Origin of the sequence: Zunongwangia sp. SCSIO 43204, assembly GCF_019904275.1 — a bacterium.
Taxonomy (GTDB): Bacteria; Bacteroidota; Bacteroidia; order Flavobacteriales; family Flavobacteriaceae; genus Zunongwangia; species Zunongwangia mangrovi.
Genome location: NZ_CP063204.1, coordinates 642,792 through 660,536 on the forward strand (window position 1 = coordinate 642,792; position 17,745 = coordinate 660,536).

At 35.5% G+C, this 17,745-nt stretch carries 9 protein-coding genes; 7 read left to right on the forward strand and 2 right to left on the reverse strand.

Annotated elements, in window-relative coordinates; genetic code table 11:
- Window positions 1–2 precede the first annotated feature (2 nt).
- Entirely contained in the window at window positions 3–2,009 is a 2,007-nt protein-coding gene (locus tag INR75_RS02975; protein ID WP_223090700.1) for a hypothetical protein, read from the reverse strand.
- Entirely contained in the window at window positions 2,009–2,233 is a 225-nt protein-coding gene (locus tag INR75_RS02980; RefSeq protein WP_223090701.1) for a hypothetical protein, read from the reverse strand. Before INR75_RS02980 ends, INR75_RS02975 begins: the two co-directional genes overlap by 1 nt.
- A gap of 77 nt (window positions 2,234–2,310) precedes the next feature.
- Here INR75_RS02980 and INR75_RS02985 point away from each other — a divergent pair, with 77 nt between their 5' ends.
- The 7 genes from INR75_RS02985 (at window position 2,311) to INR75_RS03015 (ending at window position 17,730) form a co-directional block, all read left to right on the forward strand.
- A complete protein-coding gene (locus tag INR75_RS02985) occupies window positions 2,311–3,105 on the forward strand; it encodes a S24 family peptidase (protein WP_223090702.1) in 795 nt (264 codons plus the stop codon).
- A gap of 932 nt (window positions 3,106–4,037) precedes the next feature.
- Window positions 4,038–8,066, forward strand: a complete 4,029-nt coding sequence (locus tag INR75_RS02990; RefSeq protein WP_223090703.1) for a hybrid sensor histidine kinase/response regulator transcription factor — start codon at window positions 4,038–4,040, stop codon at window positions 8,064–8,066.
- 217 nt (window positions 8,067–8,283) lie between these two features.
- Window positions 8,284–11,262 carry a SusC/RagA family TonB-linked outer membrane protein gene (locus INR75_RS02995; RefSeq protein ID WP_223090704.1) on the forward strand — a complete coding sequence of 993 codons (2,979 nt, stop codon included), beginning with the start codon at window positions 8,284–8,286 and terminating at the stop codon, window positions 11,260–11,262.
- Between the two features lie 182 nt (window positions 11,263–11,444).
- A complete protein-coding gene (locus tag INR75_RS03000) occupies window positions 11,445–12,869 on the forward strand; it encodes a RagB/SusD family nutrient uptake outer membrane protein (protein ID WP_255584621.1) in 1,425 nt (474 codons plus the stop codon).
- Window positions 12,870–12,886: 17 nt separating this feature from the next.
- Window positions 12,887–14,032 carry a SusF/SusE family outer membrane protein gene (locus INR75_RS03005; protein ID WP_223090706.1) on the forward strand — a complete coding sequence of 382 codons (1,146 nt, stop codon included), beginning with the start codon at window positions 12,887–12,889 and terminating at the stop codon, window positions 14,030–14,032.
- A 51-nt stretch (window positions 14,033–14,083) separates the two neighbouring features.
- A complete protein-coding gene (locus tag INR75_RS03010; protein ID WP_223090707.1) occupies window positions 14,084–15,250 on the forward strand; it encodes a glycosyl hydrolase 53 family protein in 1,167 nt (388 codons plus the stop codon).
- A 23-nt stretch (window positions 15,251–15,273) separates the two neighbouring features.
- A complete protein-coding gene (locus INR75_RS03015) occupies window positions 15,274–17,730 on the forward strand; it encodes a glycoside hydrolase family 2 TIM barrel-domain containing protein (RefSeq protein WP_223090708.1) in 2,457 nt (818 codons plus the stop codon).
- Window positions 17,731–17,745 lie beyond the last annotated feature (15 nt).

A 17,745-nucleotide genomic window follows, 5' to 3' on the forward strand; every position in this document is an offset into this window, starting at 1 on the left:
GTCTATAGTTTATTTACCCAGGATCCGGCACCGGCTTCCGCCTCGGTTCTACGTTCTTTTGGGATTCTCCCTTTAAACTTAAGCTCCAGTTCCTGTGCTTCGATTAATGATTCTTCAGTGATATTGGTGCGGTGGCGTAATGCCTCCAGTTTTTCTTCGATTTGCGACAGCTGCGCATCACGCACATGTAGCATTTTGTGTTTACGCTTTTTATCATGTTCATCCATAAGTGCTGGGATGTTACGCACTTTCTTGATTGGCTGCGCATCGGCTACGTGCCTGGTATCACCATTAGGAAGACGAAGGTGCAGGCGTACATAGTTATCCAGTTGGTTAGGATCGTACTGGTAATAGAATTTGCAACCGGTGTATTGGTTACGGAAATCTATGTCGACATTACCATCGGCATCATATACCTCAAAGTGATACTTTTCTTTTCGGATCGTTGGTGTAATACCTGTAGCGGTGTAAGTAAGTGGTTCTTTGCTGGTAATCCAGAAAAGATTCATCATATCCAGCTCGTTAAGCTGTTCTAACTCGTAAGTTTGTTGGTGTGTATATACATCGTTTCGGCTTTCACCATCAAATAATGGATGTTTAGAATTATTCCATTTATATACATAGTATTCAACCGCTTCGATACATTCTTCAACCGTTTTAAGCTTGTGACGGAAGCGTTTTACAAAATCAAGATTTGGTTTACTATCCTCGGTGCGCACGTTTACCGCTTGCTTATCACTCCACCATACTTTGTTCAAAATTTGCTGTTGAAAACGTCCAAATAATTGCTCTACTGGAGAACCATGCTCATTGGCACGGTGTGGATAATGCTCACCGCCATTATTAGTAACTACACGATCATATAGATCTTGCATTTCTTCAGTTTTATGACCTCCCTGGTTATCGTAGGTGATAAGGGCAGGCTTCGCCATGCTTTCAGATAATGCCATTTTGAAAGCCGAGAAGTGCTGTGTATAATTCTCGTGATCTGTACCCACATAGTACCCGATAATCTTTTCACTGTACACATCAAAAACCACATCGATCTTAAGATCTGCTCCCATATTGTAGTGCGCCCCCTCTTTAAAGTGGATCCAGTCGAGTTTAGAACCGTCAATCGCCAGATAGCAATTAGGAAACCAGTCCGATTTATCACGGCTCACTTTATGTCCAAATTCATTGATCCAGGTTGAGCGACCGTGGCGCGCCAATACCCAAACAATTCGCTGCTCTGTTCTTTGCAACCATTTGTAAATAGCCTCTTCAGAGAGTGCTGCCCATTTCTTTTCAAGGCGGATTTGCATGTATTCTGTGTGAATTTCAGAAGTATTTGGCTTATGAGGTAGGCAATAGGTAGCCAATATCCAATCTGCAATGGCTCCTTTGATTTTTTTAGTGTTACTGTTCCCGGTACCGCCATGAATAAGGTTTTCATAGCCTTCTTCTTTATAATCATTGTAGCGACGCTCTAATGCGCGAGGATTAGAAGGAAGGTTGTGTGGAAATCTTTGTTTACCGGAATCAAAATTTACAGTTTTAAGCTCATTTATGATCTTCGCAATCTCACGTTTTGCAGCGGTTTTCTTAAAGCCGGGGTTTCGTGATTTCTTAAGTTCAATCTCTTGTAGCAGTTTACCATAAAGGTTAAGAATTTGAGCTTCGATATAGTATTGGTACTCTTTTTCCTGAGAAAGCTTAGCCTTTTGTAAGAAACTGGCGGCTTCAGTATCATTTTCCAGACGATTAACGAAGGTTTGTACATCGTCTTTACGATAGGGATCTCCGAAGGTGGCTTTTATTTTGTCCAGGAGATCGTCAGGGATAGACTTATAATCAATAAGTCCAGTTCTACCGTTACCTTTTGTACGAAGACGCTTTAATTTGCTGCGTTCTTTTCTACACCAATTCTGAAGCTGGCTATAAGTTAAAAGACTAAGCTCTAAAAAAACGTCTTGATTAACGCACAATACGCGATCCTGATAATATTCGTAAGCTTCAGATGCAGTCATTAGGCTAGTTTCTTAATTTGTTCCTCTAATTTTTCTTTACGTACTTGGATAAGTTTATTTACAGCTACTTCAATAGACGTATTATCATTTTTATCATTGAACCATCTTTCAACACTACTTCTACTTGTACCTGTTATTTGAGCGATCGTTTCTATATCTCCCCACTTCAACTCTGCTTTAAGAGTTTTTCGGTTTTTACGGTTTTCCACTTGCTTTTTTTGCATAACTTTGAAGTACTTTGAAGCAAATATAAAACGAATGTTTGATTGAATCAAACAAATGTTGAATTTTTTTAAAACAAATGGGAGATATTAATAGTAGACTTATAGAACTTGCTGATAAATATAACATTAGCAAAGCCTCGGAATTTGCTGAAAAGACTGGTTTTAACCATCAAACAGCTTCAAATTATCTAAAAGGAAGAAGAACACCGAATGCTGAAGCTTTAGCTGTTATCAAACAAAAGTTTGATAATATTGATTTGAATTGGTTAATAACTGGAGAAGGTGAAATGGAGGAAAAAATGGTTTTAAAAGAAACAACTCCTGATTATTCTTTGGGGAATATGCCTAATGTAATTACAGTAGACCATCAAGGAAATGAAAATATTTTAATGGTACCCGTTCCTGCTCAGGCAGGATATCTTCATGGTTATGAAGATCCACAATACTTACAACAATTACCAGCATATCGCTTACCAAAGCTAAGCAACGGCACTTTTAGAATGTTCGAGGTCAAAGGACATTCAATGTATCCAACAATTCATAGTGGAGCGATAGCCGTAGGTGAATGGTGTGAAAATTGGCAGCAAGACATTAAAGACAATCAAATTTACATTGTCGTTTCTAAAGAGGATGGAATTGTAATTAAACGCTGTTTAAACAGGCTTCAAAAATATGGTAATCTCTTTGCCAAAAGTGATAATAGAGCGGAATTCCCCAGCTATCCTATTAAGCTGGAAGATATAGTGGAAGTATGGACGCTTAAAACTGCCTTTATATTCGACTTTCAGGATCCAGCAGATTTGTTTAATAGAGTAAGCGACCTGGAGGCTGAAATGCTACAACTAAGGACTTTCTTGCCTGCAAAAAACTAATTATACAAGGATTCTTAAAGCAAAAACAATCAAAATAAAACGTAAACAATTGTTTTTTAGGTATTTAATCAAAATCAAACCTTTGTTTTATTGGTATTTTCCCCCTTTAAATAATCTGTTTTTACAACTTAAACTATACCTTTTGTGCACTTTTAGGTATTAAATTTTCGTTTTTCTCTTGTTTTTTGACAATCCTACTGACAATCCTACTGACAATCCTAACGATTTTTAAGGCTAAAACCTACTAACGCTATTGTATAAGAGGTACATAATACACGCTTAAAAATAAGTGTCTACAGAAGGGTTTAAACTTCAAATAATGCGCTTAAAACACCTGTAATTAAAGGGAATGACTATATTAGCTATTAATAGCCAATTTGGATTAAACCACAATTAAAGTATAATTAAACCTTTTGTACAATTCGTTGATTTAACCAAAATGCACAAAAAAAGCCCTAATGTCTTGTAAACACGGGCTTTTTCGACCAAAATATAATTAATGTTACTGTGTACTATTTGTTTTACCCCCTATACTTATATTTACAGACATAGTTTTGCTACACATGCTTTATTAAAAAAGTCCAGTTGATATGATTCTTCTATATTAAGCCATTTAATAATTAATATTAATTAGATATACTCAATGTCATTATCCAACAAGATTTTAGATCTGAATTAGGAAAAAACGAATGAACTTGGAATTATCTAACTTTTAATATATAAATGATTAATTACTCCGATTTTTTAGAGCTCCATGTCTTTTGGTAATGGTCCAATTTGAATCTATGCCTCGATATCCAGGAATTCTATTCAACAAATACTAAATAATTATTTATATTTCCATTCATTTTAATATAATTGACAAATCCAAAAGTTATTTTCCCCTTAAAATTAAATGTTGCAACATATTGCACATTATTTCACAAAACAGAATGAATCTGTATTATAAATTAATATTAATTTTTACAATTAGTTTTTTTTCACTTTCAGAAGTAAATAGCCAAATAAATCCGATTTTTGAAAAAATCGATAACTCAGAAGGATTATTAAACGGCAGAGTTACCAGTATTGTAAGTGATCCCCATGGCTTTGTCTGGATAGGTACACAAAATGGATTAAACCGTTATGACGGATTTTCATCAAAAGTATATAATAGACGAAATAGTAATATAAGTTCTAACGATATTTCAGATATCATTTTTGACAGTAAAAACAGACTTTGGGTGGCTACTTTGGGTGGGGGTCTCAATTTATATAATCAAGACCTCGATGACTTTGAAAGTTTCAAATCTTCAGATTCGGCCAATAGTATTATTTCCAATCAAATTAACGTCATATTCGAAGACAACGAGGACCAAATTTGGTTAGGTACAGAAAATGGCCTTTCCTTATACGATGAACAGGCTGATAATTTTATTAATTTCCAGGATATTGACACTATTAACGGTTTGAATCTTAATGGCGTTACCAGTATAGCTCAACTAAATAAAAAGTATTTATACATTGGCACATTTGGAGGAGGCCTAATGAAGTTTAATTTAGAAACACAAAAGTTTGATAAAATTAAGTCCGAAACCTCTTCTTTTATATACACTATTTACCCTGATCACAATAACCATCTACTTTTAGGCACTAGTGAAGGGTTATCATATTATGACGTTGATAAAAATAAAATTTCAAATTATTTTGAAGATATAAGATTAAATGAAGAAATATCCATCGTTCGAGCGATTAAACGTGACACTAAAGGCACACTATGGTTAGGTACCGATGGTAATGGACTTTATAAAGTAAATGAATCTAATAAATCTTCAAACAAGATTCAAAATTATCTCTCCAATTCCCAACTACGCTCATCCTTGAGCGGAAATGCTATCTATGATATAATGGAAGATAAGAACTCCAATCTTTGGATTGGTACTGCGTGGAATGGAATAAATATTTTAGAAAATGATAAAAATTACGAATTGCTATATAGTGATATAAAAGGAAGTAATCCATTACCAGTATTAGCTATATACGCTACAAATAATCGAATTTTTATGGGCCTAGATGGAAACGGACTAACATCCTATTCTACTCCGAATAATAAAATTCAATACTATAACAAGGAGGAAAATTATATAGGTGCAAATTATATACAATACATGACTCGCGGGATAGATAGTAGCAAGTTATGGATTGGGACTTTTTCAAATGGCTTGATTGAATTTGATATTAAAGATGAGGATTTTAAAAAATATACTTATGATCCCAAAATCAAAACCTCATTAAGCTATAATGATGTACGCTACATTATTCCAGAATTGAATGGTGACTTATGGATCGCTACTTGGGGCGGCGGTCTAAATTATTTTGATAGTAAAAACAACCTTTTTCAAAAAGTCACAGCTGGAAAATCTTTATTAAGTAATAATTTAGTTGCCCTACAAAAAGACGATCAAAAATTATGGATTGCAACCTTTGGAGGTGGTTTGGGACTGTATAACATTGAGAAAGAGACTTTCAAAAATTTCAAATTCGAGGAAAACAATTCCAATACACCTTCAAGTAATAAATTATTTTCCATATTACTTGATTCTTCAGGTAGATTATGGATTGGTACTTCAGGGGCAGGAATTAACTCATATAGCCCTAATGATGGAATATTTGAAAGGTTCTCAAATGAGGAAAGGCTCAAGTACGCTACAATAACTGCAATTTTGGAGGATAATAAAGGTGATATATGGTTTAGTACAAAACAGGGAATTTGGCAGTATCGTAAGAAAGAGAAAAAATTCAGGAGATTTCCAGATCTCGAAAACGAATTTCATATAAATTCTGCATTTAAGGATGAAAACGGTCTCTTATATTTTGGCGGCATAAAAGGAGTTGCTCGATTTGATCCTTCAACTATAAGTTATAATAGTGAAACTCCAAAAGTAATATTGACTAGTTTTAAGCTTTTTAATGAAGAGGTTTCTATTAAAGAAAATAAAAATTTAAGTAAAGCTATATCAAGGACAGAAAAGTTAGTTTTAGAACATGATGCAGATGTAATTACATTCGAATTTGCTGCTTTAAAATTCCCTTTTTCTGAAAATTGCGAATATGCTATTAAGTTAGAAAATTTCGATGAAAATTGGAGAAATATTGGTAAAGATAGAACCGCTACATTTACTAATCTCGCTCCGGGAGAATATACCTTAAAAATAAAAAGTAAAGAAGTTTGGGGTAATTGGGGAAACGATTATACCTCAATCGAGCTTGAAATACTTAAGCCTTTTTGGATGCAGTGGTGGGCTCTTTGCATTTACACCATACTCATTCTTATACTTTTTTATTTATTTCGGAAATACATCATTGCCTGGGAACAGATGAAGGCAAATTTACGGTTGGAAAAATTTTCGCATGAAAAAGATAAAGAGATCTATACTTTAAAACAGCAATTTTTCACTAATATTTCTCATGAAATACGCACTCCAGTGACTTTAATATTAGGAGGAATCACTAGTCTTATCGAAAAAGGTCAATTTATTGATAAAAAACCTTACAATGCTATAAAAATTATTCAAAAACATTCGAACCATTTATTGAGACTGGTGGATGAATTATTAGATTCTAGAAACCTAGAACTTAATTCGGTTAAGTTAAAAGTAACAAAGGAAGATTGGATTGATTTCTGCGAAGAAATTTTTATTTCTTTTACGGAGAATGCGACTCAAAAGAAAATAAATTTTCAATGGTATACTGATCAAAAAAATGCATTGATTTGGTTTGATTTAAATCAAATGGAAAAAGTCCTTTATAATTTATTTTCAAATGCATTGAAGTTTACACCACTAGGCGGCAACATTAACATCTCTAATAAAATTTGTGAAAATTTCGTTCAGCTAAAAATTACTGATAGCGGTATAGGAATATCAAAGAAGCAGCAATCAAAAATATTTAACCGATTTTATCAAACCAATAGTTCCAAGCAATTACAGGATTCTGGCTTCGGTTTAGGTTTATCAATTTCAAAAGAAATTGTGGAATTGCATGGAGGAAAACTTTGGGTTGAAAGCGAGAAAGGAAAAGGAAGCACGTTTATTTTAGAGCTCAAAAAAGGGAAAGAACATTTTAGTGAAGATCTAATTCTGATAAATGGTATAAATAAAAAGGAATATAGTCTATCAAGTAAAAAAATCGAAACTTTTACTAATAGTCATAATTTAGATTTAGAAATTTTAAAAAATGAAAGTATTCTGATTGTTGAGGACAATCCTGAAGTTAGCGAATATATTAAAAGTATTTTAGAGAACTACTGTACTATAATTCTAGCCTCTCATGGCCAGGAAGCCATAGAAAAAACTGAAGCACATCAAATTGATTTAATAATCAGTGATATCATGATGCCAATAATGGATGGAGTGCAATTAACAAAATTACTGAAGTCTTCATCTCAGACTAGTCATATCCCAATTATTTTACTTACTGCAAGAGCTACTGTTGTCCAACAAATGGAAGGCTATGAGACAGGTGCGGATATTTATATAACAAAACCATTCACGGAAAAAATACTTAAATTAAGGATTATAAACCTAATGAAAAGACGAAATTTACTCCGAGAAAAGTTTCGTTCAGAAATCCCTATTCATTTACCCGACCTTGCGATCAACTCATTAGATGAAGAATTTCTAACTAAACTTCATTCTATACTTAACAAAAATATTGGTAAAGGTAATTTGCATGCAGAAATTATATCCAAAGAAATAGGGATGAGTCATTCGGTAATGTATAAGAAAATAAAATCTATAACTGGAATGACATTTATAGAATTTATTCAAGATTTCAAATTGAAAACTGCAAAGGATTTAATTTCAAAAAAAGGCTTTTCAGTAAGTGAAGCATGCTATCATGTCGGATACTCCGATAGGAAATATTTTAGCAAACTTTTTAAAAAGAAGTTTGGTTCTACTCCTTCAAGTTATTCTAATTAATAATCTTCTGCATTTTAACAGTTATATTATACCCTGTTAAGTCCTGCTATTACTACAAAAATGAATAATCCCCCCTTATTTAATTGATTTTTCCCCCTTCCTCTTTTTACGCAAACGTTTTATTTGTATTTAATAAAAAAATCATGATTTAAACTATCAATTATTGAAATATCATAATTTACAACGGAAATATTAATTAATATTCAATACGAAAAATATGAATATAACTATACTCAAATTAATTATAAGCTCACGTCTGTCCGCAGTATGGCTAATTTTTTTACTCTCCCTACCACTTCTGTCATTTTCTCAGGGACTCATTGTAAAAGGTGTTGTCACTGAAACTTCTACAGGAGCTCCTTTACCTGGAGTGAATGTATTCGTAGAGGGAACTACAAATGGTACAATTACAGATTTTGATGGTAATTACCAAATAGAAGTTGAGCAAGGAGAAATACTTAATTTTTCTTTTTTAGGGTTTATTACCGAGAAAAGGACAGTTGAAAGCACTACTATAGATGTTCAACTCAAAGAAGATTCCGGCAAACTTGATGAGGTAGTAGTTATCGGCTATGGAACAACAACAGTAAAAGATGCTACTGGTTCCGTTAGTTCAGTAAGTGAAAAAGATTTTAACAAAGGAAATATCGTTACTCCCGAAAATTTACTTAGCGGTCGGGTGGCAGGTTTAAGTATAAATACTGGTGGAGCACCAGGATCTGGATCAACCATTAGAATACGTGGAGGTGCTTCTCTTGGGGCTTCTAATGATCCATTGATCGTAATCAATGGTCTCCCCGTTGACAATAACACTATAGGAGGCTCCAGATCTGTCTTAAGCACGATTAATCCAAATGATATAAAATCATTTTCAGTTTTAAAGGATGCCTCAGCTACCGCGATATACGGTTCCAGAGCATCTAACGGTGTTATTATTATTACTACAAAACAGGGTGGTAGTCAATTTCGAGTTAATTTTGACACACAATTCGGAATAAATACGCTTCCTCGTAAAGTGGATGTTTTTACAGCAGATGAATTTAGAGAGTTAGTTTCAGAAGAACGTCCAGATCTTTTATCATTATTAGGTGATGGAAATACTGATTGGCAAGAGGAGATTTACAGAACAAGTCTTAATTCAAGTCAGAATCTTTCAGTGTCGGGATCTATTTTTAAGAACACTCCAGCACGACTTTCTTTAGGAAGGACAATACAAGAGGGACTAAGGCTAACCTCCAAATTTGAAAGAAATAATGTTTCATTGACACTTAACCCAAAGTTATTTGATAATCATCTAAAAATTAGCCTTAGTGCTAATGGAACTTATGAAAAAAACAGGTTTGCTCCTGGAGAAGAAGGGAATGCTATAACCTTTGATCCCACACAACCTGTTTACGATGTTGATTCTCCTTTTGGTGGATTTTTTCAATACACAAATATTAATGATGATAACGTTTTGAATATAGAGGATTTAACTCCTGATGCCCCATTCAATCCTGTAGCTAATATTCTGCAAAGAAATGATCAAAGTGAAGTGAAACGTTTCTTCGGAAATATCAAATTCGATTATCAATTTCATTTTTTTCCAGATTTAAGTGCTGTTGTGAATTTAGGATACGATGAGCAGCGATCTGATGGTTCGGTCGAAATATCAGATAAAAACCCAATTACTCAACCAAATGGTCAATTCTTGGGTTCTGAATCCTACTATGAAAATTATCAGATGAATAAACTTTTTGATGGATATCTTGCGTACGAGAAAGAATTTGAAGATTTCGATTTGGAGGCAACGGCAGGATACTCCTTTCAAAAATTTGAAAGTAATCAGTACGTTTCAGGAGAGCTACGGAATGATCAACCAGACACTGAGCCAGTACTAACCGTAAATACCGACCTAGTATTAGTCGGTTTTTTCGCTAGAACGAATTTATCTTATAAAAATAAATATTTACTCACGCTTTCCTTAAGACGCGATGGCACCTCTCGATTTAGTAAAAAAAATCGTTGGGGAAACTTTCCATCAGCAGCCTTTGCATGGAAAGTAAAAGAAGAGTTTTTTCCACAGTCTGAAAGCCTATCCACGCTTAAACTGAGAGCTGGTTATGGTGTCACCGGACAACAAGACATAGGACGGAATAATGCCGACCTTTTTTTACAGCGATATGCGAGAGGATTGCCTGCGTCTCAATATCAATTTGGAGATGAAATAATTCCAATTGGTATTCCAGTATTCCGTAATGAAAATCTTAAATGGGAAGAAACTTCCACCTATAATATTGGATTGGACTATGGTTTATTTGAGGATAGATTTTCAGGATCAATTGAAGCTTTCTATAAAAAATCAAAAGATCTTCTTGCCAACGTAGCCATATCAGACGGTTCAAATTTTAGCAATGCAGGGTTTCAGAACGTTGGTAACTTTGTATCCCAAGGACTTGAGTTTTCCATCAATGGGGATATTTTTCAAGGAAATTCGGACCACTTTTCCTGGAACGTAAATTTTAATACGACATTTATTGATACTGAAATTAAAACACTTGCATTAAATCAAGATCAACTTGTAGGAGGGATAAGTGGAGGAACTGGAAATACAGCTCAAATTCATCGCGTTGGGTATACACCATACTCTTATTATGTCTATAAACAAGTTTATAATGAGCAGGGACGTCCAATAGAGGGAGGTTATGCCGACTTAAATGGTGATAATATAATAAATGACAATGACCGATACATTTTTCAAAACGGACAACCTGATGTTACTATGGGTTTTCTTTCAAATATGTATTACCGAGGTTTTGATTTTTCATTTAATCTTCGCGCTAATTTGGGGCAGTATAACTATAATAACATAAATTCTTCTAGAGCACAATTAAGCCTTTTAGAAAATAATGCCGTTGTATCGAATCTTCCAACCTCAGTCCTTAATACTGGATTCAATAATACAGAAGATGTTATTCTTTCTGATCATTACATAGAGGAAGCCTCATTTCTAAAAATGGACAACATATCATTAGGATACACTTTTGAAAACGCCTGGAGTGACAATTCTTCTGTTAGAATTTCCGCCGGTGTACAAAATGTTTTCATCATAACAAATTACTCAGGATTAGATCCAGAGGTATTTGAAAATGGCATTGATAATACATTATACCCTCGATCTCGAACCTTTATTCTTGGGGCAAACATTAGATTATAAAAATTATGAAAATAACTACAAAATTAATAACAAGATTAAGTATCCTAGGATTCCTTATTACTTTCATAGGATGCACAGGAGAACTAGACGTTGAACCTGGAGACCCGAATGCATTTCTGGCAGAGGATTTTTATTCCGACGCCCAATCTTATAGAGAAGGGCTTGCCGGGGTATATGCAAATTTGAGTCTTACTGGTACAAATGGTGCTGACAATTCAAATATAGCAGGTTTAGATGCGGGAACCAGCCAATATGGTAGAGGCCTATGGAATTTACAAGAACTTTCCACTGATGAAGCTATTTGGTCATGGGAGAATGATCCTGGATTAAGAGAACTCAACAGAAACACTTGGACATCCGAAAATGTAGTATTACGAGGGATGTTTGGAAGAACTATGACTTCCGTTGCCTTTGCTAACGAATATTTGAGACAGACATCACCAGAGGTTTTGGAAACCAGAGGTGTTGAAAATCAATTAAAAGAGCAAATCGAAACTTATCGTGCGGAAGCGCGATTTTTAAGAGCCTTGGCATATTACCACATGATGGAACTTTTTGGTAAAGCTCCATACTTAACGGAAAACGATCCGGTCGGGGCCTACCAAGCACCCATGTATGGCAGAACCGAACTTTTTAATTATATAGAATCCGAACTTCTGGAGGTTGTTCCGGCAATGGAGGATCCTCTTCAAAACGAATATGCCAGGGCAGATAAGGCAGCTGCCTGGATGGTTTTAGCCAAGATTTATCTGAATTCCGAAGTATATACAGGTGAAGAGCGTTACTCAGATTGTTTAAAATATTGCAACAATATCATTGAATCTCCATATACATTGGCTCCTAATTATTTAACACTTTTTATGGCTGATAACGATAGAAGTGAAGCGAGAAATGAGATTATTTTTCCTTTTATTTCTGATGGAATAACAACTCAAAATTATGGCCCAACAACTGTAGTTATAAATGGACAGGTTGGTTCAATTGAAAGTAATGCCTCTGATTTTGGAGTCAATCCCGGTTGGAATGGTGCTATTAGGGTATCTCAGGAATTTTCCGAAACTATGCTCAACGGCAGTTACAATAACGACACTCGCAATACGCTGATTACGGAGGAGCGAAGTATCAATATTCCAAGTATATCTCAGCGTAACACTGGATATATTATAGCCAAATGGTCTAATCTTACTTCTACTGGAGAAGCTGGTTCCGCTTTAGAAATTGTGGATACTGACTTTCCATTATTTAGACTGGGAGATGTTTATTTAATGTATGCCGAAGCACATTTGAGAGGTGGAGGTGGAAACTTGCAAAATGCGGTTGCTTATGTAAATGAATTAAGAGCACGTGCTGATAACCCACTAAGAATAAGCCCATCAGAACTTACTTTAGATTTCTTGATTGAAGAAAGAATGGTAGAATTATACTGGGAGGGACACCGTAGACAGGATTTGATACGTTTTAGTCAATACTCAGGGGGTACATACAACTGGTCATGGAAAGGTAATGCTCCTAAGGGTATTGCTATAGGAGACTACAGAAAATTATACCCCATACCTAGTGCAAGTTTAGCGGCAAATCCTAACCTTACCCAAAATCCAGGTTATTAATAATTAAATTCTAAAAGATGAAAAGAGCAATTACATATTTATTGAGTTTAACAGTTTCTATGGGATTGATTTCCTGCGAAGAAGACAGTCTAAATTTTACTGCGAAACCAGATCCTGAAGGTATTTCTTTTGAAAATTCATTTCAATCTGAATATTTACTCTCAGAAGAAACAGAAACAAATATTGCAGAACGGTTCTTATGGAATTCAGTCAACTTCGATGCCCCTGTAAATATAAGTTATGATTTGAGAGCATCAACTGATCCAGATTTCACAACTTCCGAAATAATTGGAACAACTAGTTCTACGAATCAATCAGTTACTATAGCACAGCTAATAAGTTTTGCTGAAGAATTGGGACTAGATGATGATCCAGAAACTACCGGAGATGATAATTTACCTAACAATACAGGAGAAGTTTATTTTCAGGTTCATGCTTACAGTGGAACAGGAGCGGCCAATAGTGTCGATGTAGTTTCCGAAGTTCAACCCATTACGATAAGATGGATTGAACGCGCTCCTGAAACAGCAGGGTGCGACCCTATTTACATTGTTGGAGCTGCTGCAGTAAATGCGGGTTGGGAATGGAGCTCTCCAATTATATTTAACTGTGATAACAATATATATTCCGCAAGTCTGGAACTAACAAATGACACTTTTCGATTCTTTGAGACTGAAGGTGATTGGGAATCAGGTTTAAACTTTCCATATTTTGAAGATGATGGTTACACCATTGATCCACTTCTTGAAAACGCAGAGGATGCTGATAGTAATTTTTATTTTAATGGAACTCCAGGAATATACACCCTTAAGGTTGATAATAATGAAAAAACAATAAGCTTAGAAAATTCTAAGTCATATATTCTCGTAGGTGATGCGGTGCCGGGAAATTGGAGTTTTGATAATGCTGTAGAAGCTCGGGAAACCTCTCCTTATATAAGAACGGCAACACTCCCATTTACTAACGGGATATTTAGATTTTTTACAGATACTGGAAACTGGGACAGTGGTCTTAATTATTCATATTTCGAAGATCAAGAATACACTATCGATGAAAATATTGTTTCGGCTGAAGACGATGATGGAAACTTCAGCTTCGTAGGAAACGCTGGAACTTATACAATTACAATCAACAGTCTAGATAAGACTATTACATTAAATTGAGAAGTATTGGTAACAACAGAGAACAATTTATTGAAAATTCAATCCAGCATTATGAAACTTTATAGCTTTATACTCTTTCTCACATTTACAATTTCCTGCTCATCAGACAATACTACTAATGAAGCAACAGCCGATGATGATCCTACAGAAGAAGTTCCGAATGAAGAGGAAACCGAAGAAATAAGCTTTTATTATGGGGCTGATCTCTCTTATGTTAATGAGATGGAGGATTGTGGGGCTACCTATTATAACAAAGAAGGCGTCGCTAAAGATCCTTATAGCATATTTAAAAATGCAGGAGCTAATCTCATTCGCGTTCGACTTTGGCATAGTCCTACTTGGACAAATTATTCCAATTTGGAAGATGTCAAAAAAACTATTCAAAGAGCAAAAGATAAGGGTATGAAAATTCTTTTAGATTTCCATTACTCCGACACTTGGGCTGATCCAGAGACACAGGAAATACCAGCTGCTTGGGAAGATTTTATAGATAAAACCCCTACTCTACGCTCTTTATTGTATGATTATACTTACCATACACTTGAAGAATTAGAACAGGAAAATTTACTTCCAGATCTTGTTCAGGTCGGCAATGAAATTAATGGTATGATTCTTCAAAAAGGAGATTTAGAATGGCCTATTGACTGGGAAAGAAATTCGAGCTTAATCAATGCTGGAATTAGTGCTGTGAGAGATATTGCACAAGAAAAAAATAAAAGTATTGAGATTATGCTTCATATCGCACAACCTGAAAATGCCCTTTGGTGGTTTGATCAGGCAACTAAGAATGGTGTTACTGATTTTGACTGGATAGGCTTATCCTATTATCCGATCTGGTCGGATTACGATCTTAACAACGTCTCTTCAGCCTTTGAGACGCTTATCAATACTTATAATAAGCAATTGATGGTAGTAGAGACTGCCTATCCGTTTTCAATGGAGGATACCGATAGCGCCAATAATATTCTGGGAAGTGACGCTTTAATTGAAGGTTATCCGGCTTCAGAACAGGGCCAATTGGAATATCTTAATGCTCTAAAAAATAAAATAGAAATGGCTGGTGGTTCTGGATTGATATACTGGGAACCTGCATGGGTGTCAACTAATTGCGATACGAAATGGGGAACCGGGTCCCATTGGGATAATGCAACACTTTTCAACCATGAAAATAAAGTAACATTAGGAATGCAGTTTTATCAGTCCTCAAAAAACAATTGAAAAATTAGAAATCATTTAATTCAATGAGTAAAGTATTCAAATTAAACGGATCCCTTAAAGTTTTACTACTTTTAATAATTGTATCGAATTATACTTATGCCCAGCAACGCTACACTGAAATTCTTCAAAATAACTGGAAATTTAAGAAAGGAGATCCTTCTAGCGCAAAAGAAATTGCTGCAAATACTTCAGTTTGGGAAAATGTAAGTATTCCTCACGACTGGGCGGTTGAAGAAGATTTTATAAATGATGGCGATGGAGATACCGGGAAATTACCCTGGAAAGGGCAAGCCTGGTATCGCCGGGATTTAGACCTTTCAGCAATAAAAAAAGGAAATAAGGTTTTCTTGATATTCGATGCTGTGATGGCCTTCCCTAAAGTTTATATTAACGGAGAGCTTGCCGGACAATGGGATTATGGCTACAATTCGTTTTATCTTGATGTTACCGATAAACTTGATTATTCTGAAAATGCTAAAAATGTGCTTGCCGTTCATGTAGATACTCGAAAGCACGATAGCAGATGGTATCCCGGGGCAGGAATTTACAGAAAAGTCAGTTTAATTTCTATGGCGCCAATCCATACAAAAATCTGGGGCACACAGGTAACCACGCCAATTATAAAACCAAATTATGCTGATGTTCGAATTTCCAGTTTGGTAAAAAATGAAACTTCCGAAGCAAAAGAGATCACAGTCACTCAGCGTATTTTAAATCCTGAAGGCAATGAGGTTTCCAGCAATAGTATTTCTCACGATCTACGTGCCGGGGAAGAAAATTATTTTGAAGTAAATGCACAACTAATCGATCCTATGCGTTGGGATATCGAGCATCCGCATTTATATAAAGCCATTACAGAAGTTAGTGCAGATGAAAAAATCATCGATGTTGCTGAAACTACTTTTGGGATTAGAAGCATTCAATTTACGCCAGATGATGGTTTTCAATTAAACGGAAGAAGAGTGCAGCTAAAAGGCGTGAATTTACATCATGGTCACGGTCCGCTTGGTGCTGCATTTTATCCAAGAGCGATGGAACGCCAGTTAGAAATTATGAAATCTATGGGAGTTAATGCCATTAGAAGTAGTCATAATACGGCCGCTCCAGAGGTTTTAGAATTGTGCGATAAAATGGGGATTTTGATGTTTAATGAGGTTTTTGATAAATACGATCGCAAAGCCGATATTGTCGATACCACTAATTTTGAAAGTTTTGCTGAACGAAATATTCGCAATTTCGTAATGCGAGATCGAAATCATCCTTCCGTATTTATTTGGAGCGTTGGGAACGAGATGCACGATGTGCAGGCAAATTATAATAACGGATTTAAGCGTTTGCACACTATGCTGAATTATGTACGAAAATACGATCATACCCGCCCGGTAACGATGGTAAACGACGTGATGGATAATGCAGCTTTACGACATTTCGATTTTTATGATGTACATAGCTGGAACTACGGAAGACGTTATCGCCTGGCTCGCCAAATGGAGCCCAATAAATCGGTCATTATTTCAGAATCTGCTTCTACTGTAAGTACACGCGGATTTTATGAATTTCCGTTACCCGAAAAGAAAACAGACTTCACCAAATCGCTTCAGGTGAGTTCTTACGATTTTCATGCACCAAATTGGGCAGAAATTGGCGACGATGATTTTATGTGGCAGCAGGACGAGCCTTATATCGCGGGTGAATTTGTTTGGACGGGTTTTGATTATTTAGGCGAGCCAACGCCCTACACTAATAAGAATGTAAAAGCGATGGGAATGAGCGATAAAGAAGCTGCACGAAGTTCATATTTTGGGATCGTGGATATTGTGGGGATTCCAAAAGATCGCTTTTTTTTGTATAAAAGCTACTGGAAGCCCAAAGAAAAAACGATTCATATTTTACCGCATTGGAACTGGAAAGGAAAAGAGGGCGAAAATGTTCCGGTTTTTGTGTATACCAATGGCGATTGTGCTGAACTTTTTATCAATGGTGAATCTCAGGGAAAACAATGTAAGTCGCCATCTTCTAAAAACTCCACAGAGCGTTTTCGTTTAATGTGGAAAGATGTGGTTTATCAACCGGGAGAAGTAAAAGTGGTTGCTTATAAACAGGGCGAGAAATTGGGCGAAAAAACTATAAAAACAACTTCTGAAGCGACCAAAATCAAACTTTCAGCAGATCGAAAAACGATAAAAGCGAACGGAATGGACCTTTCTTATGTGTTGGTAGAAGCTTTTGATAAAGACGGAAATTTAGATCCTTTAGCCAATGAAAGTTTACAAATTGAAGTCAGCGGAGAAGGAGAACTGGCCGGTGCCGGGAATGGTGATCCACAGTCTTTTGAGCCACTTCAGGATCATAAAGTCGATTTATTCTACGGAAAAGCAATGATCATCCTAAAATCTGGAATGGAAGCCGGAAACATTAAACTGAAAGTAAGCAGCAAAGATCTGAAAGGAGAAACAATAAAAGTTGAAACTGAAAAATAAGAGAGAAAACCAGTT